The sequence below is a fragment of the Pseudomonas caricapapayae genome (assembly GCF_001400735.1).
Lineage (GTDB): Bacteria > Pseudomonadota > Gammaproteobacteria > Pseudomonadales > Pseudomonadaceae > Aquipseudomonas > Aquipseudomonas caricapapayae.
The window spans coordinates 1-23,495 of sequence record NZ_LJPW01000104.1; the positions used below are offsets into that span (position 1 = coordinate 1).

21 protein-coding genes and 1 pseudogene are annotated in these 23,495 nt (G+C 59.4%); 10 read left to right on the plus strand and 12 right to left on the minus strand.

From position 1 onward, the window contains the following. Together ALO80_RS14610 and hemB are read right to left on the minus strand one after the other, a co-directional pair. Window positions 1–646 (minus strand): annotated as a pseudogene (locus ALO80_RS14610) (polyphosphate kinase 1); the annotation flags it as partial. 16 nt (window positions 647–662) lie between these two features. After that, on the minus strand, window positions 663–1,673 hold the full coding sequence (gene hemB / locus ALO80_RS14615) for a porphobilinogen synthase (RefSeq protein WP_054988096.1): 1,011 nt from the start codon (window positions 1,671–1,673) through the stop codon (window positions 663–665). 231 nt (window positions 1,674–1,904) lie between these two features. Here hemB and ALO80_RS14620 point away from each other — a divergent pair, with 231 nt between their 5' ends. The 5 genes from ALO80_RS14620 to ALO80_RS14640 all read left to right on the plus strand — a co-directional run bounded on the left by ALO80_RS14620 (window position 1,905) and on the right by ALO80_RS14640 (window position 7,200). Then, window positions 1,905–2,567, plus strand: a complete 663-nt coding sequence (locus ALO80_RS14620) for a DedA family protein (protein WP_055009510.1) — start codon at window positions 1,905–1,907, stop codon at window positions 2,565–2,567. 208 nt (window positions 2,568–2,775) lie between these two features. Further along, on the plus strand, window positions 2,776–3,444 hold the full coding sequence (gene elbB, locus ALO80_RS14625) for an isoprenoid biosynthesis glyoxalase ElbB (protein WP_055009511.1): 669 nt from the start codon (window positions 2,776–2,778) through the stop codon (window positions 3,442–3,444). Between the two features lie 114 nt (window positions 3,445–3,558). Further along, the gene (locus ALO80_RS14630; protein ID WP_055009512.1) at window positions 3,559–4,617 is read left to right on the plus strand and encodes a PA0069 family radical SAM protein; all 1,059 of its coding nucleotides are present in this window, start codon (window positions 3,559–3,561) and stop codon (window positions 4,615–4,617) included. A 205-nt stretch (window positions 4,618–4,822) separates the two neighbouring features. Continuing rightward, on the plus strand, window positions 4,823–5,563 hold the full coding sequence (locus tag ALO80_RS14635) for a carbonic anhydrase (protein ID WP_054988100.1): 741 nt from the start codon (window positions 4,823–4,825) through the stop codon (window positions 5,561–5,563). 104 nt (window positions 5,564–5,667) lie between these two features. Further along, a complete protein-coding gene (locus tag ALO80_RS14640; RefSeq protein ID WP_055009513.1) occupies window positions 5,668–7,200 on the plus strand; it encodes a SulP family inorganic anion transporter in 1,533 nt (510 codons plus the stop codon). A 105-nt stretch (window positions 7,201–7,305) separates the two neighbouring features. On the opposite strand, the gene ALO80_RS14645 is transcribed toward ALO80_RS14640, so the two are convergent. Then, window positions 7,306–7,956 carry a hypothetical protein gene (locus tag ALO80_RS14645; protein WP_055009514.1) on the minus strand — a complete coding sequence of 217 codons (651 nt, stop codon included), beginning with the start codon at window positions 7,954–7,956 and terminating at the stop codon, window positions 7,306–7,308. A 269-nt stretch (window positions 7,957–8,225) separates the two neighbouring features. On the opposite strand from ALO80_RS14645, the gene ALO80_RS14650 reads away from it, so the two are divergent. Beyond that, window positions 8,226–8,714, plus strand: coding sequence for a cytochrome c oxidase assembly protein (locus ALO80_RS14650; RefSeq protein WP_055009515.1), 489 nt, complete (start codon window positions 8,226–8,228; stop codon window positions 8,712–8,714). Window positions 8,715–8,777: 63 nt separating this feature from the next. Next, window positions 8,778–9,410 (plus strand): SCO family protein, encoded by a 633-nt coding sequence (locus tag ALO80_RS14655; RefSeq protein ID WP_055009516.1) that lies wholly within the window; start codon window positions 8,778–8,780, stop codon window positions 9,408–9,410. A 314-nt stretch (window positions 9,411–9,724) separates the two neighbouring features. On the opposite strand, the gene ALO80_RS14660 is transcribed toward ALO80_RS14655, so the two are convergent. From ALO80_RS14660 to ALO80_RS14670, 3 genes are read right to left on the minus strand one after another with little or no spacing between them, the layout of a single operon-like run. Then, window positions 9,725–10,498, minus strand: a complete 774-nt coding sequence (locus tag ALO80_RS14660) for a MetQ/NlpA family ABC transporter substrate-binding protein (RefSeq protein WP_055009517.1) — start codon at window positions 10,496–10,498, stop codon at window positions 9,725–9,727. 50 nt (window positions 10,499–10,548) lie between these two features. Continuing rightward, window positions 10,549–11,223: a methionine ABC transporter permease gene (locus tag ALO80_RS14665; RefSeq protein WP_054988105.1), complete on the minus strand. Its 675-nt coding sequence runs from the start codon at window positions 11,221–11,223 to the stop codon at window positions 10,549–10,551. Then, window positions 11,223–12,230, minus strand: coding sequence for a methionine ABC transporter ATP-binding protein (locus tag ALO80_RS14670; protein ID WP_055009569.1), 1,008 nt, complete (start codon window positions 12,228–12,230; stop codon window positions 11,223–11,225). The genes ALO80_RS14665 and ALO80_RS14670 overlap by 1 nt, the downstream gene beginning before the upstream one ends. A 361-nt stretch (window positions 12,231–12,591) precedes the next feature. Here ALO80_RS14670 and katE point away from each other — a divergent pair, with 361 nt between their 5' ends. Then, window positions 12,592–14,742 carry a catalase HPII gene (gene katE / locus ALO80_RS14675; protein WP_055009518.1) on the plus strand — a complete coding sequence of 717 codons (2,151 nt, stop codon included), beginning with the start codon at window positions 12,592–12,594 and terminating at the stop codon, window positions 14,740–14,742. Window positions 14,743–15,023: 281 nt separating this feature from the next. Here the strand turns inward: katE and ALO80_RS14680 are convergent, their stop codons facing one another. The 4 genes from ALO80_RS14680 to ALO80_RS14695 are packed head-to-tail and all read right to left on the minus strand — an operon-like array spanning window position 15,024 to window position 17,839. Next, window positions 15,024–15,740, minus strand: coding sequence for a PA5502 family lipoprotein (locus ALO80_RS14680; protein ID WP_055009519.1), 717 nt, complete (start codon window positions 15,738–15,740; stop codon window positions 15,024–15,026). Window positions 15,741–15,778: 38 nt separating this feature from the next. Further along, window positions 15,779–16,567 (minus strand): zinc ABC transporter permease subunit ZnuB, encoded by a 789-nt coding sequence (gene znuB, locus ALO80_RS14685; protein WP_054988653.1) that lies wholly within the window; start codon window positions 16,565–16,567, stop codon window positions 15,779–15,781. After that, window positions 16,560–17,357, minus strand: a complete 798-nt coding sequence (gene znuC / locus ALO80_RS14690) for a zinc ABC transporter ATP-binding protein ZnuC (protein WP_054988652.1) — start codon at window positions 17,355–17,357, stop codon at window positions 16,560–16,562. The genes znuB and znuC overlap by 8 nt, the downstream gene beginning before the upstream one ends. Continuing rightward, a complete protein-coding gene (locus ALO80_RS14695; protein ID WP_003425978.1) occupies window positions 17,357–17,839 on the minus strand; it encodes a Fur family transcriptional regulator in 483 nt (160 codons plus the stop codon). The genes znuC and ALO80_RS14695 overlap by 1 nt, the downstream gene beginning before the upstream one ends. 67 nt (window positions 17,840–17,906) lie before the next feature. Between ALO80_RS14695 and znuA the strand changes: the two genes are divergently transcribed. Continuing rightward, entirely contained in the window at window positions 17,907–18,848 is a 942-nt protein-coding gene (znuA, locus tag ALO80_RS14700) for a zinc ABC transporter substrate-binding protein ZnuA (protein WP_083493276.1), read from the plus strand. Between the two features lie 293 nt (window positions 18,849–19,141). Here the strand turns inward: znuA and ALO80_RS14705 are convergent, their stop codons facing one another. Together ALO80_RS14705 and ALO80_RS14710 are read right to left on the minus strand one after the other, a co-directional pair. Further along, window positions 19,142–20,092: a homoserine kinase gene (locus ALO80_RS14705; RefSeq protein WP_055009521.1), complete on the minus strand. Its 951-nt coding sequence runs from the start codon at window positions 20,090–20,092 to the stop codon at window positions 19,142–19,144. Window positions 20,093–20,128: 36 nt separating this feature from the next. Then, complete coding sequence (locus tag ALO80_RS14710; RefSeq protein WP_054984732.1) at window positions 20,129–20,416, minus strand: DUF2782 domain-containing protein; 288 nt, start codon at window positions 20,414–20,416, stop codon at window positions 20,129–20,131. Between the two features lie 74 nt (window positions 20,417–20,490). Here ALO80_RS14710 and polA point away from each other — a divergent pair, with 74 nt between their 5' ends. Next, on the plus strand, window positions 20,491–23,256 hold the full coding sequence (polA, locus tag ALO80_RS14715; RefSeq protein WP_055009522.1) for a DNA polymerase I: 2,766 nt from the start codon (window positions 20,491–20,493) through the stop codon (window positions 23,254–23,256). Window positions 23,257–23,495 lie beyond the last annotated feature (239 nt).

Below are 23,495 nucleotides of genomic sequence, written 5' to 3' on the forward strand. Positions count from 1 at the left end.
CGAAGGCATCGATGCCTTCGAGTTCGACGATGAAGTTCAGGCTCTTGTTGACCAGCAACGGGAACGGGTGAGTCGGGTCGAGACCGATCGGAGTGATGATCGGCGCGATCTCATCACGGAAGTAGCGCCGTACCCAGGCCTTGAGCTTGGCCGTCCAGTGCCGACGGCGAATGAAGCGGACCTGATGCTTTTCCAGCTCCGGGAGCAGAATGTCGTTAAGGATCGCGTACTGGCGATCAACATGGCCATGCACCAGCTCGCTGATTCTGGCCAGCGCCTGATGCGGCTGCAAACCGTCGGCACCGGCCTGTTCACGGGCAAAGGTGATCTGCTTCTTCAGGCCGGCAACACGAATCTCGAAGAACTCATCGAGGTTGCTGGAGAAGATCAGCAGAAACTTCAATCGCTCCAGCAATGGGTAGGACTCATCGAGCGCCTGTTCCAGTACCCGGATATTGAACTGCAATTGCGACAGCTCACGGTGGATATACAGGCTGCTGTCGTCCAGGTTCGGAGCGACGATAGCGGGCACCGCAGCAGCGGGTGCCTCAATGGCCGGGATTACTTCGATGTCAGGTTCAACCACGGGCGTAGCCTCCGGGACATCGACTTCAACAGCGGCTTCGATGAGTGCTTCGGTATTCATGAATGTTCCTGTGAGGCTATTGCCCCTTCAACAGTTGAGCGGCGCGGACAGCAAAGTAGGTAAGAATGCCGTCGGCACCGGCGCGTTTGAAGGCAGTGAGGGATTCGAGAATCACCCCTTCACTCAGCCAACCATTCTGGATTGCTGCCATGTGCATCGCATATTCGCCACTGACCTGATAGACAAAGGTCGGCACTTTGAATTCGTCCTTGACCCTGTACAGGATGTCCAGATAAGGCATGCCAGGCTTGACCATCACCATGTCGGCGCCTTCAGCAAGATCAGCCGCCACTTCGTGCAGGGCCTCATTGCTGTTGGCCGGATCCATCTGATAGGACGCTTTGTTGGCCTTGCCCAGATTCAATGAAGAACCCACCGCATCGCGGAACGGGCCGTAGTAGGCACTGGCGTATTTGGCCGAATAGGCCATGATCCGGACATTGACATGCCCGGCCAGTTCGAGCGATTCACGGATGGCCTGAATGCGGCCGTCCATCATGTCCGATGGCGCGATCACCTGAGCACCTGCATCGGCGTGCGACAAAGCCTGTTTTACCAGTGCGTCGACAGTAATGTCGTTCTGCACGTAGCCCTCTTCGTCGAGGATGCCGTCCTGACCGTGGGTCGTGAACGGGTCCAGCGCCACATCAGTGATGACGCCCAGCTCCGGGAAGCGTTCCCGCAGGGCACGGGTTGCGCGCTGGGCAATGCCGTCCGGGTTCCAGGCTTCGGCACCGTCCAGGGATTTCTTTTCCGGTGGTGTCACCGGGAACAGCGCCAGCGCAGGAATGCCCAGCGCAACCCAGTGCGCAGCTTCTTCAAGCAACAAATCGACGCTGAGACGCTCGACGCCGGGCATCGAGGCAATGGATTCGCGACGGTTTTCACCATCGAGCACAAATACGGGAAGAATCAGATCATCGACAGTAACAACGTTTTCACGCACCAGACGACGGGAAAAGTCGTCGCGGCGATTACGGCGCAGACGAGTGAGAGGAAACAGGCGGTTAGCGGGGGTAAAGCTCACGGCGAGACTCCTGAGCCCGCTTACGCGGGCAAGCGCGACAGTTATAAGCCGCCATTATGACCAATGTGTGACAGTCATGGTTCGACCTGCGACTGCACGTCGCGGTCATGGCCCTTATGAGGATCCGACCATTGTGGTTGCAAGAATCTTTAACGTCGAGACACATATCGACACTTTCATCCTTGCCTTGGGCGAGTTAGGCTGCGCGTTCATTTCGCCAGCATCCAGACAATGCTCCAGAATTTCTTGAACGAATTCGGCTACTTTGCCCTTTTCCTCGGCACCTTTTTCGAAGGCGAGACCATTCTGGTCCTTGCCGGATTTCTGGCGTTCCGCGGATACATGGACCTCAATATCGTCATCCTCGTCGCCTTCTGCGGCAGTTATGCGGGTGACCAGTTGTGGTATTTCATGGGGCGCAAACACGGCCGCAAGCTCCTGGCGCGCAAGCCTCGCTGGCAACTCATGGGCGACAAGGCACTCCGGCTGGTGCGCAAGCACCCGGACATCTGGGTACTGAGCTTCCGCTTCGTGTACGGCCTGCGCACGGTCATGCCCGTGGCCATCGGCCTGTCGGGCTACCCACCGGGGCGTTACCTGCTGCTGAACGGTATCGGTGCAGCGGTCTGGGCTGCGGCGCTGGGTTCGGCGGCTTACCATTTCGGCGCGGTTCTCGAGGGTTTGCTGGGTAACGTCAAGAAATACGAACTCTGGGTGCTCGGCGCGCTGATACTGCTCGGCCTTGGCCTGTGGCTACGGCGGCGCATCAAGAACGCCCGCATCGCCCGTGAAGAGCGGGCGGAAAAGAGCCGCTTCTGTGCGTCGGCAGCAGCCTCCGATCTGGACACGCCTGTTACCGTGCCCGTCGATCTGAAAAAAAAATCCGACGAGTGATCATCGCTCCATTTCCTTCCCCGAGTGCAGGTTGACAGGCCTCGCTCGGTAGCAGCGTGCTGCGGCTGCCTGACCTTGTAATCCCCCTCCTTCCCCACGCAGTTGCGCAGCCGCTGAAGCGCCGAATGAACACTCGGCCCATAACGCGATCAATTAAAGGACGAATTAAAAGAAGCCCTGGGTCGCTCAAGTACAAGGAGCCGAATCGATGCAGAAAAAAGTGGCTGTAATCCTGTCCGGCTGTGGCGTCTACGACGGTGCCGAAATTCATGAAAGTGTCCTCACCCTGCTCCGCCTGGATCAACGCGGTGCGCAGGTGCAGTGCTTTGCGCCTGACATCGCCCAGCACCATGTCATCAATCACCTGACTGGCGAGGAAATGCCCGAGTCGCGCAATGTGCTGATCGAGTCCGCACGAATTGCACGGGGCGAGGTGAAGAATATCCGCGAGGCAAATGCCGAGGACTTCGATGCTCTGATCATCCCGGGCGGGTTCGGCTCGGCAAAGAACCTTTCTGACCTTGCCCTTCAAGGTCCTGCCTGCCAGATTGAGGCCGGGCTGCTGGAACTGGCCGAGGCGTTTGCCGAAGCAGGCAAACCGGTCGGGCTGATCTGTATCACTCCGGCACTGGCGGCGAAAATCTATGGCCCCGGAGTTACCTGTACGATCGGCAACGATCCCGACACGGCCGCGGCCATTACCAAAATGGGTGGTAGCCATGCGCAATGTGCCGTGGATGACATCGTCGAGGACGAAGCACGAAAACTGGTCAGCACGCCCGCCTACATGGTTGCCAAAAGCATCAGCGAGGCCGCTTCGGGCATCAACAAGCTGGTCGACCGCGTGCTGGAGCTGACTCACGTGGGCGATAGCTGAGTAACCTGTTCAAATGCCGCTCGTCAGACGAGCGGTGTTTTACCAGTCTGCGATAGTGAAACATACAGGCCCATGCCTATACTGTACATATAAACAGTATACGAGTAATGCCAGATGTCCAGCCCCTCTCCGGTCCGTGGCCGCGGTACTGCCAGCAACCCGCATAACCGTTTTGCGCCCAGCCAATCCGTGGCTGAAGATGACGGCTGGTATCAGGAGGTGCCGCTCACACAAGGCACGCAGGTGACCAGCGAGACCGCCAAAAGCATCATCACCCGTAACAGCTCGCCGGATATTCCCTTTGATCGCTCGATCAACCCTTATCGGGGCTGCGAACACGGCTGCATCTACTGTTTCGCCAGACCCAGCCATGCTTATTGGGACATGTCCCCAGGGCTGGATTTTGAAACCAGGCTGATCGCCAAGACCAATGCGGCCGCGCTGCTGGAGCAGCAGCTCTCGAAACCGGGCTACCGTTGCGCACCCATCACGCTGGGGGCCAACACCGACCCGTATCAGCCTATCGAACGCGAATACCGCATCACTCGGGCAACGCTTGAGGTATTGCTGCGCTATCGGCATCCGGTCAGCATCATTACCAAAGGCTCGCTGATCCTGCGGGACCTGGATCTGCTGGCAGAAATGGCCAGACTGCGGCTGGTATCGGTTTTCATCAGCCTGACGACACTCGACGACGAACTCAAATGCATTCTCGAACCGCGGGCCGCAGCGCCCAAGGCTCGCTTGCGGGCCATTAGGGTATTGCGGCAGGCGGGGGTTCCCGTCGGGGTGTTGTGTGCGCCCATGATTCCGATGATCAACGACAGCGAACTGGAGGCCTTACTGAGCGAGGCGAAAGCTGCGGGCGCGTTGAGCGCAAGTTACGTCATGCTGCGCTTGCCACTGGAAGTTGCCCCGCTGTTCGACGAGTGGCTGAAGACGCATTACCCGCAACGAGCAGAACATGTGATGAGCCTGATTCGCCAAAGCCGCGGCGGAGCACTCTATGACAGTCAGTTTGGCTCGCGGATGCGCGGTGAAGGGCCCTTCGCCGATCTGCTGGCGCAACGCTATGCTTTGGCAATCAAGCGCCTGGGATTGAACAAACGTGACGGCTTTGCACTCGATTGCAATGCGTTTTGTCCTCCGGGCGGGCAAATGTCGTTGCTGTGACGAACTTGGTACCATCGTGCAAACCCGCGTCCCAGAGCCATCGCATTCAGTTTCGCTTAAGCTTGGGCAATTAGTCTGTAACTCGGAGTATCACCAGCGATAGCGCTCAATGGATTTGTTCGTGACGCCCATCACAGGGATCACATCCGGCTCTGGTCAAACAGGCATGAAGAATCCACATCAATCCGTCAGAGAGGATGAAGACATGAGAGACATGGATAAACAGCATTCGGCTACGTCGCCCAGCACAACCAGCCATTCGGACAGCGCCGACGTAGCGTTGAAACACATCGTCGATGGCTTTGTACATTTTCGTAACGAGGTCTTCCCCCAGCAGGAAGAACTGTTCAAGAAGCTGGCTACGGCCCAGTCGCCTCGAGCCATGTTTATTACCTGCGCCGACTCGCGCATCGTTCCCGAACTGATTACCCAAAGCTCGCCAGGTGACCTGTTCGTGACACGTAACGTGGGCAATGTTGTACCACCCTATGGCCAGATGAACGGTGGCGTATCCACCGCGCTGGAATATGCGGTCGTCGCCCTGGGCGTGCAGCACATTATTGTATGCGGACATTCCGACTGCGGTGCCATGCGCGCAGTGCTCAATCCTGACAGCCTGGACAAGATGCCTACGGTAAAGGCCTGGCTGCGCCATGCCGAGGTTGCCCGCACCGTGGTCGAGCAGAACTGCAGCTGCAGCGGCGAGCTGGAAACCATGCAGGTCCTGACCCAGGAAAACGTGATTTCCCAGTTGCAACATTTGCGTACCCATCCTTCGGTCGCAGCGAAGATGGCCAGCGGTCAGCTGTTCATTCACGGCTGGGTCTACAGCATTGAAACCAGCGAAATTCTGGCTTATGACGCCGAGCGTGATCGTTTCATACCGCTCGACGGTTCGGGGCCGACACCAATGGCTTCCCCGAAAGCACGCTTTTCAGCCGACTGATCACCAGTCCGACTGACGGCAAGCCCTTCTTTATCAGCTGATGGCGGCTGCGCAGGATGCGCGTCGCCCGTCTTGCCTCGTCTGAAGAATCCCGGAGAAGCGTCATGGGTATTACACAATTGAAATCCGCTTTACCACGGGAGCTGCTGGCTTCCGTGGTCGTGTTTCTGGTCGCTCTGCCGCTGTGCATGGGGATTGCGATTGCATCTGGCATGCCTCCGGCCAAAGGCCTGATTACCGGCATCATCGGTGGCCTGGTGGTCGGCTGGATAGCCGGCTCGCCGTTACAGGTCAGTGGTCCGGCAGCGGGCCTGGCGGTACTGGTTTTCGAGGTGGTGCGCGAGCACGGGATGGCCATGCTGGGGCCTATTCTGCTGTTGGCGGGTCTGCTCCAGTTGCTGGCCGGTCGATTCAAGCTCGGCTGCTGGTTCCGGGTAACAGCACCGGCGGTGGTCTATGGCATGCTGGCCGGTATTGGCGTTCTGATTGTGCTGTCACAGGCACATGTCATGTTCGACAGCGGTCCCAAACCCTCCGGGCTGGATAACCTGATCGGCTTCCCTGCCACATTGATCCAGGCCATCGGGCCAGGCACCGGCATGCAGGCCGGTATGCTCGGTCTGGGCACCATGCTGATCATGTGGGGCTGGGAAAAACTTCGTCCTCAGTCGCTGCGCTTCGTCCCCGGCGCGCTGCTGGGTGTCGGTATCGCAACCGGCATCAGCCTGTTCATGGCCTTGCAGGTCAAGCGTGTCCAGGTGCCGGACAACCTGGCTGACGCCATCGACTGGCTGCGTCCGGCAGACCTTATGAACCTGGCCGACCCGGCCATTCTGGTTGCCGCGATCGTTGTGGCGTTCATTGCCAGTGCCGAAACACTGCTGTCTGCGTCGGCGGTCGATCGCATGCACAGCGGCCAGCGTTCGGACTTTGACAAAGAGCTGAGCGCTCAAGGCGTGGGCAACATGCTCTGTGGCCTGCTGGGTGCACTGCCGATGACTGGCGTTATCGTGCGCAGTTCGGCCAACGTCCAGGCCGGTGCTACAACTCGATTCTCGACGATCTTCCACGGCCTGTGGCTGCTGGCTTTCGTGTTGCTGCTGTCGAGCGTGCTGCAGAGCATTCCGGTCGCGAGTCTGGCAGGCGTGCTGGTCTATACCGGCCTGAAGCTCGTCGATCTCAAAGCCTTTCGTGGCCTGGGCCGCTATGGCCGGATGCCGATGTTCACCTACGCAGCAACGGCTGTGGCGATCATCTTCACCGACCTGCTGACCGGCGTACTGGTCGGTTTCGGCCTGACCCTGGTCAAGCTGGCTCTCAAGGCTTCGCGCCTGAAGATCAACGTGGTCGAACTGGCAGGCGAGAAAGCGTTCGAATTGCGTCTGGTCGGTGCCGCGACATTCCTCAAGGTGCCAGCGCTGACACAGGCCCTGGGCACCATTCCGCAGGGCAGCACCGTGCATGTGCCATTGGGCAACCTGTCCTACATCGATCACTCGTGTCTGGAACTGCTGGAAGAGTGGGGACGTTCCAACGCCGCTCACGGCACGCGACTGCTCATCGAGCCACGCGGCTTGAAGCGTCGTCTTGAAGGGCGGGTCTACACCACAACGGGAATCGGCTCGGGCGCAGCCTGATCGTCGCCGTGCGGGAATGAAGTGAGCCGGATGGGTCTTCGCGTAGCAGCGGAGCGATATCCGGCTCCTTCCATTGCGGGCGAAGACATTGGCTGGGCCTCTGAATCAGATGGCGGAGCGCTCCAGCTCCAGGCCGATGCCCAATTGTCGTGACAGGCTTGGCCAGCGCTTCCAGGCCGCACCGGTGTCAGGACTGGTCAGTTTCTCGCGGTAGGCCTCAACGGAGTCCAGCGCAAAACTTTCATCATCAAGCAGCGTGTCGACGGCATGATGAACCGCCTCGTCCAGCTGGTTTGCAAATTGCTCGCCGATCAACTGGTGGGCAATCACACTGGCAACCGTTGTATTTGACGGTATCAGCGGCTGACCGAAATGCTTGATGTACAGGTCATTCACTTCCTCGACCAGCCGATGAGCCAGATAAGCCTCATCCAACAGGCTTTCCAGACCTTCATGTCCATCCATGATGGAAGGTGGGGCCGCGAAAAAATGCTCGGCGATTTTCAGCACTGGCTTTATCTGCCCTTCGATCCCGGCTTCCAGCGCAACCTCATGAGCAGCGTCCAGCAGATCGGGTACCAGATCGATGTAGGCGGTGACGAAGCGCGTCAGTACGTCTTTTGCGTCGACATCCGGCAAGTGGATGGCGGGATGGAGATGTGGGAGCTTTTGTTCCAGCTGTTGCAGCAGATGGCCGGTCCGGGCCTCATGTTGATGGGCTAGTTGTATCTGCTCGCGCAATGCGGCGGTGTTCATGGCGGTGGGGACTCCTGAGGGCATCAAACCCCGTGGTTCGGTTATTGAGAGTCATACGTTAGCTCGGTTAACTAAATGCCTAAGACATTTTTGCTATAAACCCCTGGCATTTATATGCATTGGCTATATCAGAGCGTTTTTTGCCGGATTTTTGATCATACAAGCACTTTGACGCCGGAATACGGGCACTTGCCTGGCTGTATGCAGGCTACTCTGAAGACGCCCGCAGCCGTTTAGACACGCTGTCTGACATAAAAAGTGAGCCCTGCATGACCCACCCTGTTCTGTCCAGACGGCTTGCCCTGCGTTTGATGTGTGTGCTGGTCATCATGTTCGCGTGCGGACTTGCATTACCTTGGCTTTATAGAATGCTGATCGGCAATGACAATAACGGCGACCCGGACTTTTCGCGTCAGATCGAGGTGCAGTTCAGCACGGCCAACTCTGCCGGGATGGCCTGGGCGTTCTACCCGCGTGCCCGTCAGTTGCAGGTCAATCCCGGTGCGGTCAACGAGATGATTTTCGTTGCGCAGAACCCGACCGACAGACCGATGAAAGCCCAGGCCGTACCGGGTATCTCACCGGGAAAGGCGGCGGCGTGGTTTCACAAGACCGAATGCTTCTGCTTTACCCAACAGACCCTGCAGCCAGGTGAGCGTATCGAGATGCCGGTGCGGTTCATCGTTGATCGGGATTTACCTGACGATGTGAAGCATCTGACCCTGGCCTATACCTTGTTCGATGTGACCGCACCCTAGGTTCTGTCAGCGATATGAGCGATCATCATCGGCCGCACGCCGATCTTTGCCTGTGTTGATGCCATGACCCGTACTCAGAAAACCGTTTTTATTGTCGCCGCCATCGTTGCCCTCGTCCTGGGCCTGGTCCTCGGTCAGCTGCTGCCGGGCCGCGGGTCGCAGGATCAGGCCGCTTTTAACGATGCAGGTATCGTCCTGTTACCGAAAAGCCGTCCCCTGCCAGCGCTGAGCATGAACGACCAGAACGGGGCGGAAGTGGCCCTTGATGGCTTGAAAGACACATGGACGCTGATGTTCTTCGGCTACACGTTCTGCCCGGACATTTGCCCGACGACGCTGGCGCAGATAAAACAGATTCGCAGTGAATTACCCAAAGCGGCGGTCGAGCGGATGCGCGTGGTACTGGTCAGCGTCGACCCTGACCGCGACACTCCGCAGCAGCTCAAGCAATACCTGGGCTATTTCGACCCTCAGTACATCGGCCTGACCGCGCCGGTGGCCGACATCCAGAAACTGGCCAACAGCGTGAGCATTCCGTTCATACCCGCCGATACCAGCAAAGCGAATTACTTCGTCGACCACAGCGGCAACCTGGCCCTGATCGGCCCCGACGGCACCCAGCGAGGCTTTATCCGCGCGCCGCTGAATAACCAGAAACTGGTGAAGCAATTGCCGGGACTGCTAGAGAAGGATTAGGTAGGGCATTGCAAGGGGCGGCATCGGGCTCTGGTTCCGCACAGCGGTGGACTGCGAAGCGGCCCTGAGACAGGTTACCTCGGCTGTGCCTGAGGTACCGCATGCACCGGTTTTGCTGCCGGTTCCCGGCAGTTCGCGGACAAGTCCGCTCCTACGCAATACACATCACACCGGGCTTCTGCCCGGAGGGCGTGGGAGCTTTCGGAGGTTACGACGGCTGCGATGGGCTGCGAAGCGGCCCCGAACCTGGCCACCTCGGTTGTGTCTGGCACTCCGAGGCGGCCGTTTTGCAGGTATGACGCAGCGCAATCAGATCAAAACGCCGGAACCACAGCACCTTTGTACTTCTCGGCCAGGAAAGTTTTCACTTCCGGGCTTTGCAGGGCCGCTACCAGCTTTTTCATCGCGTCCGAATCCTTGTTGTCCGGGCGGGCAACCAGAATGTTTGCGTAGGGCGAATCGGCACCTTCAATGATCAGCGCGTCCTTGGTCGGGTCCAGCTTGGCGCTCAAGGCGTAGTTGGTGTTGATCAACGCCAGATCGACCTGAGTCAGTACACGGGGCAGCGTAGCCGCTTCCAGCTCACGGAATTTCAGGTCTTTCGGGTTGTTCACGACATCCGAGGGCTTGGACAGGATATTGGCCGGGTCCTTCAACGTAATCAGACCTGCCTTGGCCAGCAGCAACAAGGCCCGGCCTTCGTTGGTGGCGTCGTTTGGCAGCGCGACGTTGGCACCGTTGGGCAGTTCTGCCAGGCTCTTGAACTTGTCCGAATACGCACCGAATGGCTCTACATGAACCTTGGCCACCGCCACCAGATTGGTGCCCTTGCCCTTGTTGAACTCATCCAGATACGGCTGGTGCTGGAAGAAGTTCGCGTCCATACGGTTCTGCGACACCTGCACGTTCGGCTGGATGTAGTCGTTGAACACCTTGATGTTCAGGTCCACGCCTTCTTTGGCGAGGGTCGGTTTGACGAACTCGAGGATCTCCGCGTGCGGCACTGCGGAGGCCGCGACGGTCAGGGTTTCGTTGGCCTGCGCGGACAACGCGGTGACAGCGGCAAATATGGCCAATAGTTTCTTCATGCAACAACTCCTTTGGGCCCGCGCAAGACGGGCCAATACCAACGGTTCGATCAACGATGTGTGAAATGCGCGACCAGTCTGTCGCCGATGGTCTGCAGAATCTGCACCAGCACCAGCAACAATACGACCGTCACGAACATCACATCGTTCTGGAAGCGTTGATAACCATAACGGATGGCCAGGTCGCCCAGCCCGCCAGCGCCTACGGCACCGGCCATGGCGGTAAACGACACCAGCGCAATGGCAGTCACCGTGATGGCTGCAAGAATGCCCGGGCGGGCCTCAGGCAACAGCGCCTTGACGATGATCTGCCGAGTGGTGGCCCCCATCGCCTGCGTGGCCTCGATGATGCCGCGATCCACTTCGCGCAAGGCTGTCTCTACCAGACGGGCAAAGAACGGCGTGGCGCCTGCTATCAGCGGGGGCAAAGTGCCGAGGATGCCCAGTGACGTGCCGGTAATGATTTCCGTCAACGGCATCATCACGATCAGCAGGATAATGAACGGCAGCGCACGCAACATGTTCACGATCAACCCGACCGTAGCGTAGAGCTGCTTGTGCTCCAGCAACTGACGCGGCGAGGTGAGGAACATCAGCACGCCCAGCGGCAGGCCGAACAGGATGGTGAAACCGAGCGACACACCCAGCATGATCAGCGTGTCACCAGTGGCAACCCAGATCTCGTACCAGTCGACGTTGGAAAACAGGTTCAGAAAAGCATCCATCAGCGCAGCACCTCCATGTGAACATCGGCGGCAGTGAAGCGCGCAAAAGCGGCGTCCATGTCGCCACCGGTGATGGCCAGCGTCAGCTGACCGTACGGGGTGTCCTTGATGCGGTCGATGCGGCCGGCAAGGATGCTGTAGTCGACGCCGGTTTCCCGCGCCACGGTGCCCAGCAGCGGCGCATAGGTCGCCTCACCCTGAAAGGTCAGACGCACGATACGGCCTTGAACGTGAGCGAAGTCGTCACGCTGTTCGTTTTCGTCGATCTGATCGTCTTCCTGCACAAAGCGCCTGGTCGTCGGGTGCTGCGGGTGCAGAAACACATCAGCGACCTTGCCTTGCTCGACAATCACCCCGGCGTCCATGACCGCCACCTGATCGCAGACGCGACGAATCACGTCCATTTCATGGGTGATGAGCACGATGGTCAGTTTCAGCTCGCGATTGATCTCGGCGAGTAACTGCAGAACCGACGCAGTGGTCTGTGGATCCAGCGCGCTGGTGGCCTCATCGCACAGCAGAATTTTTGGCTTGGTGGCCAGTGCGCGGGCGATACCGACACGCTGTTTCTGGCCGCCCGACAGTTGCGCCGGGTATTTTCTGGCGTGATCGGACAACCCGACCCGCTCGAGCAGCTCGGCCACACGCCGGTCAATCTGATTGCGGGGCATATCGCCTGCCAGGGTCAGCGGCATCGCAACGTTGTCGGCCACGGTCCTGGAGGCCAGCAGATTGAAATGCTGGAAGATCATCCCGACCTGCTGACGGAAGCGGCGCAGGCCGTTGGCATCAAGCGCAGTGACGTCTTCGCCATCAACCACGATCTGTCCACCGCTCGGGGTTTCCAGACGGTTGATCAGGCGCAGCAGGGTACTTTTGCCCGCGCCGGAATGGCCGATGATGCCGAACACCTGAGCATCGTCGACGCGCAGGCTGGTAGGGTGCAGGGCCGGTATTTCCTTGCCTGCCACCCGATAGGTTTTGTGGACGTTATGAAACTCGATCACGGAGCGAACCTTGTGGGGGCGCGTTAAAAAATCAGCGCAGTGGGTCAGGATCTGTTCCCGTTTCATCGCGGGCCGCGTTGCTGAAACGGGAACAGACCCTGAAGCCACCTGCTTCGTTACCTCGGCCAGGTAAAGCCGGGCGCGCATTTTAGCCTGTCCGGCCCACTGTGCTTAGCATTTATTTGCAGGCGGCCCTGCGCAACGGGCATAACACGACCGTTGGTGATCGCAGGCCACAAATAAAAGGAACGGCTGTTTTTAGACCCGGTCACTTCTTGGATACCGTGATTTCCCGCTTACGCCAGGGAAGTCGTATTCAGCGAACCCAACTCAACGATTGGGGCGAGATAAGGAGTCTCTGATGGCTAGCAAGAAAGCACCACCTGTAACCGAAACGCTCAAGAGCGAACTGGCAGGCACCGATACGCTGGACCGTGGCAACACCAACGACAAGCTGGACAGTCTCGAGCAGTTTCGCTCGGACGCCACCCGCCAGGCGCTGCGCACTAATCACGGCGTCAAGATTTCCGATAATCAGAACACCCTGAAAGTCGGTAGCCGCGGCCCGTCGCTGCTCGAAGACTTCATCATGCGTGAAAAGATCACGCACTTTGACCATGAGCGTATCCCGGAGCGTATCGTTCACGCCCGCGGTACTGCGGCACATGGCTATTTTCAGACCTACGAAGACCACGGCACCCTGAGTAAAGCGGGATTCCTGCGTGATCCGGGCAAGAAGACCCCGGTGTTCGTGCGCTTCTCCACCGTTCAGGGCCCACGCGGCTCGGGCGACACCGTGCGCGACGTGCGTGGCTTTGCCGTCAAGCTCTACACCGACGAGGGCAACTTCGACCTGGTGGGCAACAACATGCCGGTGTTCTTCATCCAGGACGCGATCAAGTTTCCTGATTTCGTGCATGCGGTAAAACCTGAGCCGCACAACGAAATCCCGACGGGCGGCTCGGCTCATGACGCCTTCTGGGACTTCGTCTCGCTGGTGCCGGAATCCGCGCACATGGTGCTGTGGACCATGTCCGACCGTGCAATCCCGAAAAGCCTGCGCACCATGCAGGGTTTTGGTATCCACACCTTCCGCTTCATCAACACCGAGGGTAAGTCGAGCTTCGTCAAGTTCCACTGGAAGCCCAAGTTCGGCGTGTGCTCGCTGGTCTGGGACGAAGCGCAAAAGCTGGCCGGCAAGGACACCGATTTCCACCGCCGCGACCTGTGGGAGTCCATCGAGATGGGCGACTACCCGGAATGGGAACTGGGCGTGCAGATCGTAGCCGAGGAAGACGAGCACAAGTTCGACTTCGACCTGCTCGATCCGACCAAGATCATCCCGGAAGAGCTGGTGCCGGTTACTCCGCTGGGCAAGATGGTCTTGAATCGTAACCCGGACAACTATTTCGCCGAGACCGAGCAGGTTGCCTTCTGCCCGGGCCACATCGTGCCGGGTATCGATTTCTCCAACGACCCGCTGCTGCAAGGTCGCCTGTTCTCCTACACCGACACGCAGATCAGTCGCCTTGGTGGACCGAACTTCCACGAAATCCCGATCAACCGTCCAATTGCGCCAAACCATAACGGCCAGCGCGACGCGCAGCATCGCACCACTATCGACAAGGGCCGTGCTTCCTACGAACCGAACTCGATTGATGGCGGCTGGCCGAAAGAAACCCCAGCCGGCCCGGTAGATGGCGGCTTCGAGACTTACCCTGAGCGTGTTGAAGCGCACAAGGTTCGTGAGCGCAGCGAATCGTTCAGCGACCACTTCTCGCAAGCGACTCTGTTCTTCCAGAGCATGAGCCATCACGAGAAAGAGCACATCATCGCGGCCTACAGCTTCGAGTTGGGCAAGGTCGAGCGCGAGTATATTCGTGCCCGTCAGGTCAACGAGATTCTGGCCAACATCGATCTGGAGCTGGCCAAGCGTGTAGCTGCCAATCTGGGCTTGCCCGCACCGACTGCCGGCACCGTACCTGCGCGCCAGACCTCGGTAAAAGAGTCGCCGGCGCTGAGCCAGGTCAACCTGCTGTCTGGCGATATCGTTTCGCGCAAGGTAGCGATTCTCGTGGCTGACGGCGTCGACAGCAAAGCGGTCGAAGCGATGAAAGCCGCGCTGACTGCCAAGGGCGCACATGCCAAGGTATTGGGCCCGACCTCTGCACCGGTCAAGACGGCCGACGGCAAGAGCCTGCCAGTGGACGCGTCGGCTGAGGGCCTGCCTTCGGTAGCCTTCGACGCAGTCTTCGTACCGGGCGGCAAGGCTTCGATCGAGGCGCTGAAAGGCGACGGCGTGGCTTTGCACTTCATCCTTGAAGCGTACAAGCACCTCAAGGCCATCTCCGTCGCCGGGGAAGCCAAGGAGCTGCTGACCCTGCTACGTCTGGAGGAAGATGCTGGCCTGCTGGTCGTGTCCGATAGCAAATCGTTCGAAGCGTTCTTCAAAGCGATTGCCCAGCATCGTGTATGGGATCGCGAAGTGAAGGCCAAGGCGGTTCCGGCTTGATCTAGACGCCAGTCTCGTTCCTACGCTCCCGCGCTCATCGTGATGCATAATCTCGATGAGCGTGCGAAATGGGGGCTTCTGCCCGCGGGGCGTGGGAGCGGACTTGTCCGCGAAAGCTCTATTCCGGGCGCTACATCATCAGCGGATGTAACGGCCCTTTCGCGAACAAGTTCGCTCCCACGGTCTTCGGCTAGAATCAAGAACGGACCTGTGTCTGGCGATGGGCACTGTGCATGGGCAAGCAGTTCTGGACGCTCTGCGTCCGCTTATGAAACAACAGTTCAGGACCTGGCGGGCGTCAAAACGATGTGCGCTTTTTCATTGCGCTCGATCTGGCGACGCAATTGCAGTTCAAAATCCGGATTGGCCTTTACCACCCGCTTGGTCAGCAATGTCGCCAGCCAGGGGTAATCTTCAGTGCGCGGCACCACCAGCAGCACTTCACAGTTGAACGCTACGGTATCCGCTGCGATATCGTCCAGTTGACGACGTAATGCATGCATATCACCGATTTTTAGATCAATCGTCGTACTTTCCGCTGACGGATCGATCAGCTTCGCAACCCTTCTGGCTTCTGCTGCCTTCAAGTCTGCTTCGGCTTTCTCCAGCTCGGCCTTGCGCGCGTGGGCAATAGCGCCGTTGACGCCACTGGTCAGCGCCGGTGCCTTGGGCATCAGTGCACGCGCGCGCGTCAACGCGTTGGCCGCCGCATTCATGTCACCCTTCTGCAGACTGATCTGGCTGCGGCTCAAATACGCTTCGGCCAGACGACGCTGAAAGGGCTCCAGGCGGATATCGGCAGGATTGGCGGCCTGCAAGGTTGCCAACTGATCCTCGGCCGTGGCCAGCTCATTGCTGACGATGTTCTGCTCAAGCTGAGCAAATGCATCAGGCTGGACCTCGGAGGCGGGAGACTCGACATCAGGCGCACTCTGGCAGGCACCCAACAGGATGGAAAATGCGACAAGCAGCAGATAGCGTGGGGCGAACGGCTTCATTCCTGCGATTCTCTAGTTTGCGCAAAAAACGAGCAAGTCTACACCGCTCGCCTGGGTAGAACAAAGCTGAGCAAGAACAACGCCGCAGCGGATACCACTATAGACGGTCCCGCAGGGGTGTCCTTGAACCATGACAATGATAGCCCGACACACACGGCTATCACGCCCAACAGGCTCGCACCCAACGCCATTTGCTCCGGCGAACGGGCGTGACGCTGTGCCGCAGCGGCGGGAATGATCAACAGCGACGTGATCAACAGAACGCCGACGATCTTCATCGCCACAGCGATCACCACGGCGATCAACAGCATCAGCGCCATGCGCAGCGCAGCGACGGGCAGGCCTTCGACCCGCGCCAGCTCTTCATGGACGGTCATTGCCAACAGCGGACGCCACAGAGCAACGATCAACACCAGCACGGTCGTGCTGCCACCCAGAATCCAGGCCAGATCGGTCGGGCTTATGGCCAGCAGGTCGCCGAACAGATAGGCCATCAGGTCGATTCGCACTTCATGCATGAAACTGAGCACGACCAGACCGAGCGATAGCGTGCTGGGCGCAAGGATCCCCAGCAGCGTATCGGAAGCCAGCGGCTGACGCTGCTGCAACGTGACCAGCAGTACCGCCAGCAGCAGGCAGCCGACCGTTACCGCAATCGTCGGACTGATATCCAGCAAAAAGCCCAGCGCCACACCGAGCAAGGCTGCGTGAGACAAGGTGTCACCGAAATACGCCATGCGCCGCCAGACCACAAATGATCCCAGTGGGCCAGCAACCACGGCCAGAGCAACGCCTGCGAGCAAGGCATACAGTAAAAAATCAGCCATGCTTGCAGTGGTCTCCGTGAACATGAGTGTGGGGGTGCGAAGCGCTCGCCGGGGCGTCACTCACGACAGCGCCATGCAAATCGTGGGCGTGGTCGTGATGGTGGTGGTAGATCGCCAGGCTCTGTGCGTTCTTGCCGAACAACTCGACAAACGCCGGATCATGACTGACCTGCTCGGGGTGCCCGGAGCAACAGACGTGGCGGTTCAGACATACCACCTGGTCGGTCGTACTCATGACCAGATGCAAATCATGAGACACCATCAGCACGCCGCACTGATGACGGTCACGCAAACGGGTAATGAGGCTGTATAACTCGGCCTGCCCCGCCACGTCGACACCCTGCACCGGCTCGTCGAGCACCAGCAGTTCGGGCTTGCGCAACAAGGCACGAGCCAGCAGAACACGCTGCATCTCGCCACCGGAAATACCTTGAATCGGGCTGTCGATGACCTTCTCGGCACCCACCTCCTCCAGAGCCGCCCCTGCAGCTTTGCGGTCGACACCGGGAACCAGACGCAGGAAGCGCAGCACCGACAGCGGCAGCGTCTGGTCCACATGCAGCTTTTGTGGCATATAGCCGACACGCAGCTTCGGCTTGCGCCAGACAGTTCCCGAGTCAGGCTTGAGCAGGCCCAGCACCGCACGCACCAGCGTGGTCTTGCCTGCGCCGTTAGGGCCGATCAACGTGACGATCTCGCCGGGGCTGACGCTTAGCTGGATGTTGTCCAGAACGCTTTGCCCGGACAGGGTGACGGCGACCTGCTCCAGACGTATCAATGCGTCTGTCATCAAGCGGCCTTGCAACCGGCGCAAACACCAACAATCTCGACCGTCTGGCCTTCGACCGCAAAGCCGACGCCTGCGGCGGCATCGACGACTGCGTTGCTGATAGCCGGGTGCTGAAGCTCGATTGCCGCGTGACACAGACGGCAGATCAGGAACTGCCCCTGATGCGCGTGAGTGGGATGGTTGCAACCGGTGAAAGCGTTGAGCGAGGCGATCCTGTGCACCAGACCGTTTTCCAGCAGGAAATCCAGTGCGCGGTAAACAGTCGGCGGTGCAGCACGGCGACCGTCCTCATCACTCAGCACCGCGAGGATGTCGTAGGCACCCAGCGGTTTGTGGCTTTGCCAGACCAGTTCCAGCACGCGGCGGCGTAAGGTGGTCAGGCGCAGCCCCTGTTTGGCACACAGCGCATCGGCTTCGGCGAGGGCCGAATGCACGCAGTGAGAGTGGTCGTGAGGGCGACTGGCCAGGGGAGTATTGGGCATGAGCAGCGACGATATTGGCTAGAGACGTTATTATGTTACCTGTTCCTGGCTGATATGAGTGATTCGAGTGCGCCGTCTTTTAAATCTTGTTGCTGTTTTGTGGGTCAGTCTGCTGGTCGTTTCCCCTGCTCATGCCGAGGTCAGAGTGCTGACCAGTATCAAGCCATTGCAGCTGATTGCGGCGGCTGTACAGGATGGCGTCGGTACACCGGAAGTGCTGCTGCCACCGGGTGCCTCACCGCATAACTACGCGCTGCGTCCATCCGACGTACGGCGCGTGCAGGAAGTCGAGTTGCTCTACTGGATCGGCCCGGACATGGAAACCTTCCTGCCGCGTGTCATCCAGGGCCGTAAATTGCCTGCAGTTGCCGTGCAATCGCTGCCCGGCATGCACTTACGCCACTTTGGCGAAGACAATGCCTCGCATGATGACCACGAGCATGATCACGACAACGACGCAGACGAACATGACCACGACCACCGTCCCGGCAGTCTGGACTCGCACCTGTGGCTGTCGACCGTCAACGCACGGGTGATCGCTGCAAAAATGGCCACCGACCTGAGCGCCGCCGATCCCGCCAACGCAGCCCGCTACGCCAGCAACGCCGAGGCTTTCAGCAAACGCCTCGATGCACTGGACGCCCGCATCAAGCAGCGGGTCAGCGCAGTGGCAGGCAAGCCGTACTTCGTATTCCATGAAGCCTTCGATTATTTCGAAGAGGCCTATGGGCTCAAGCATGCCGGGGTATTCGCCATCGCCGCCGAGATCCAGCCCGGCGCACAGCATGTCGCCGCCATGCGCGAGCGCCTGAAGGCGGCGGGAAAGACCTGCGTATTCAGCGAACCACCTCTGCGCCCGCGCCTGGCTGAAACCCTGAGCGCAGGCTTGCCGGTCAAGCTGGCAGAACTGGATGGACTGGGCGGCTACACCCCGGCGACCGCGCAGGGTTACGAGCAAGTCTTGCAAAAGCTCGCCGACGACCTGACCGGCTGCCTGAGCAGTCTCTGACTGCTACCCCACATAGCAGGGCTGCCGTGTGACGCAGAGCGTCACGAACTGCATTCCCACGCGGAGCGTGGGGACGATGGTCATCAGCTCACAAGCCGTGCCTTTAGCCAAATTGCTCTAAAGCGCTTTTCAACCGCGATGGCACTGACGACGTAGAGTGCGACGTCAGTGACGGCTGAGCTCTTGCGCTGATCTACCTGACATCGCAGGACCGCCGTGTGACGCAGAGCGTCACGAACTGCATTCCCACGCGAAGCGTGGGGACGATGGTCATCAGCGACTAAGCCATGCCTTTAAAGCGCGAACGGCAACGCAATGTGCGCTTCCTGGCGCTCGGCCAGACGGCGCTCGAATTCCGCAGGGTCGTGGATCAGCACGTCCTGACCGGCGAAGGTTTCGGCAGCGATCAGGCGTGACAGCCAGAAACGCACGCAGGCTATGCGCAGCATGGTCGTCCAGAGCTTCGACTCCGCCGCAGTAAACGGACGCAGCGCCGCATAAGCGCCCAGCAAAGCGCGGGCACGCACGGCGTCGAGCTGGCCGCTTTCACGCGAGCACCAGTCGTTGAGGGCAATCGCCAGGTCATACAGCATCGGGCCGGAGCAGGCGTTGTAAAAGTCGATCAGCCCGGTCAGGTGCGTGCCTTCGAACAGGACGTTGTCCCGAAACAGGTCGGCGTGCAGGTTGGCACGCGGCAGCGCCATGATCTGCGGCTTGAGGTCTTCAATCTCCTGAAGGCTCTTTTCCAACAGGGCTCGCTGAGTCTCGCCCAGGTGCGACAGAAAATTGCGCCCCTCGCTGAGCATCCAGTCCAGCCCCCGATCGGTTCTGCGCTCCAGCACCTGCTCGCGGGTCGCCAGGTGCAGGTTGGCCAACAGCTCGCCGATCTGCACGCAGTGCTGGGTATTGGGCTCGCTGATGTGTTTGCCCGGCAGGCGCGGCTGCAGCAGCGCCGGTTTTTCTGCCAGCTGGCGCAGTGCCTGGCCGTCGGTGGTGCGCAATGCGTAGGGGACCGGCAAATTGGCGTCGTGCAGTACGTCGAGCAGCTCGATGAAAAAAGGCATCTCCTGCACCGGGCCGCGCTCGACCAGCGTCAGGACAAATTCGCCCTGCTCCAGACTGATGAAGTAATTGGTGTTTTCACTGCCGGCGGCAATGCCCTGATAGTCAAGCAGACGGCCGAGCCCGTAAGGGGCGAGAAATGCTTCCAGCTCGGGCCGAGCCAGTGGAGTAAAAACGGACATGTCAGAACTGCCAACGATTAGAGTGAATGTAGGGTGCTACCAGCTGAATATTTCCCACTGAGGAATCAGCATGTCCGGTTGATCCGAACGGATAAAATTGGGACTTGTACCATCGGCGCGCACCAGAAAATAGGGCTTGCCGTGCTTAGGGGTAATCTTTACAGCATACAGAAAGCCGTTCTGGCGGTATTCCTGAATGGTTTTGTCGCCATCGGTACGGATAGTAACGTCCGGTGCCGGCGACGGTGGATCCTCTGCTGAAACTGCGAGCAAAGGACAAAGTGCCAACAGGCCGGTCAATATCAGTCGATTTACCTTGCACATGATAACCTTGTCCCTTTGTCGTCAATGGTCCGCGCATTCTAGCGCCGACCCCGCCGAAAAGGTTGATTCTGCTCATGACCCAAGCGCCGCTCGTCTTGATAGACGGTTCCTCTTACCTCTATCGAGCCTTCCATGCACTGCCACCACTGACCACGTCCAAAGGCTTGCCGACCGGTGCCGTCAAGGGCGTGCTCAACATGCTCAAAAGCCTGCGTCGCCAATACCCGGAAAGCCCGTTCGCGGTGGTCTTCGATGCCAAGGGCGGGACTTTCCGTGATGCGCTGTATACCGACTACAAGGCCAATCGGCCCAGCATGCCGGATGACCTGCGAGTGCAGGTAGATCTGCTGCATGCCTGCGTCAAGGGCATGGGCTATCCGCTGCTGTGCGTGGAAGGCGTCGAAGCGGATGACGTGATCGGCACCCTGGCGCGCAGCAGCGCGGCGGCGGACCGTCCGGTGATCATCTCGACCGGTGACAAGGACATGGCGCAACTGGTCGACGGACACATCACACTGGTCAACACCATGACCGGCAGTGTGCTGGACGTGGCTGGCGTCAAGGAGAAGTTCGGCGTCGGTCCGGAACATATCATCGACTACCTTGCCCTGATGGGTGACAAGGTCGACAACATTCCCGGCGTACCCGGCGTTGGTGAAAAGACGGCCGTTGGCCTGCTGGTTGGCGTTGGCGGAGGGCTCAAGGAGCTTTACGACAGCCTTGAAACGGTCGCGACCCTGCCGATTCGCGGGGCCAAGACCCTGGCGGCGAAGCTTGAAGAGCACCGTGCGATGGCCTTCCTGTCCTATGAACTGGCGACCATCAAGATCGACGTGCCGCTGGACATAGAGCTGGACCAGTTGCATTGCGGCGAGCCGGACCGCGACAAGCTGATGGAGCTGTACGCCGAGCTGGAATTCAAGAGCTGGATCGAAGACCTGCAACGCGACGCCAAACGCGCCGGGCAAGAACTAGCTGTCGAAGAACCGACCGTCGAGGCAAAGGAAGCCGCCTATGAAGTCATTCTCGAACAGGGCGGGTTCGATGCCTGGCTGAAAAAGCTCAAGGCCGCGCCGCTGTTCGCCTTCGTGACCCAGAGCAATGGCACCGATGCCCAGCGCGCACAGTTGGTGGGCCTGTCCTTCGCCATCCAGACCCACGAAGCAGCCTACATTCCGCTGACACACTCCTATATGGGCGTGCCGCAGCAACTGGACCGCGACACCGTGCTCAAGGCGCTCAAGCCGCTGCTTGAGGACCCGAAAAAAACCAAGGTCGGTCAGCATGCCAAGTTCGCCATCAACCTGCTCGCCAACTGCGCGATAGACGGCGATCAGGCTCAAGGCATCGACCTGCAGGGCGTCAGGTTCGACACCATTCTGGAATCCTATGTACTGGACTCCACTGCCACCCGCCACGACCGCGACAGTCTGGTGGCCAAGTACCTGACGCACACGCCGATCAACTTCCAGGACATCGCAGGCAAGGGGGCCAAACAGCTGACCTTCGACCAGATCGCCATCGAGCAGGCTGGCAATTATGCCGCTGAAGAGGCTGATCTGACGCTGCGCCTGCATGAAGTCTTCGAAGCGCGACTGGCCGCGATTCCGACCCTGCAACCGGTCTTGAACGATATCGAGATGCCGCTGGTGCCCGTCCTGGCGGGTATCGAGCGTCAGGGAGCACTGGTCGACGCCAACCTGCTGGGCATTCAAAGCGTCGAACTGGGCGACAAGATGACCGCGCTGGAGCGCGAAGCCTTCGCCATTGCCGGCGAAGAATTCAACCTGGGCTCACCCAAGCAGCTTGGCGTGATTCTCTACGAAAAACTCGGCATGCCGATCCTCAGCAAAACCGCCACCGGCCAGGCATCGACTGCCGAGGCGGTGCTTGCCGAACTCGCCGAGCAGGATTTCCCGCTGCCCAAGGTGCTGATGCAATACCGCTCGATGAGCAAGCTCAAGAGCACCTACACCGACCGCCTGCCGGAGCAGATCAACCCGCGCACCGGGCGTATTCACACCTCCTATCATCAGGCGGTGGCAGTAACCGGACGCTTGTCGTCCAGCGATCCGAACCTGCAGAACATCCCGATCCGTACCGCTGAAGGCCGACGCATCCGTCAGGCATTCGTGGCCCCCAAGGGCTACAAGCTGCTGGCGGCTGACTACTCGCAGATCGAACTACGGATCATGGCGCATCTGGCGCAGGACGAAGGCCTGCTGCATGCATTCCGCAACGACCTGGACGTTCACCGCGCAACGGCGGCGGAAGTCTTCGGCGTCGAGCTGGAGAACGTCACCACTGACATGCGGCGCAGCGCCAAGGCGATCAACTTCGGCCTGATCTACGGCATGAGCGCGTTCGGCCTCGCCAAGCAGATTGGCGTGGACCGCAAGCAGTCGCAGGCTTATGTCGACCGTTACTTCGCCCGTTACCCTGGCGTGCTGAACTACATGGAGCGCACGCGCGCGCAAGCGGCCGAGCAGGGTTTTGTCGAAACCATCTTCGGTCGCCGCCTGTACCTGCCGGACATCAACGCCAAGAACCCTTCACTGCGCAAAGGTGCCGAACGCATGGCGATCAACGCGCCGATGCAGGGCACCGCAGCGGACATCATCAAGAAGGCGATGGTGGCGGTGAATGGCTGGCTGGAAGAGTCCGGCCTGGACGCGCGGGTCATCCTGCAGGTGCACGATGAACTGGTGCTTGAGGTGCGCGAAGATCTGGTCGATCAGATCGGTGAACAGATTCGCCCACACATGAGTGGCGCAGCAGAACTGGCAGTGCCGCTGCTGGTGGAAGTCGGGGTTGGCAACAACTGGGACGAGGCGCACTGAGCCTGAAAGGGCGAACCTGTAAGCAGGTTCGTCAAACATTGTAAGAAATGTGAACTTTTCTTCATTGCTGGAACTTAACCATTTGGACAGGAGTCAGAGGTCTCGATTGGTTGAAAAATCGATCGTGCTCCTAGTTGTGTTAAGTGTTGGCAGTTATCCAGATCCCACCCTAAGGTCTGGACCTTAAGCCCCGGAACTTCCCCCTCCCCATGCGAAGTCCGGGGTCTTTTTTGCCTGCG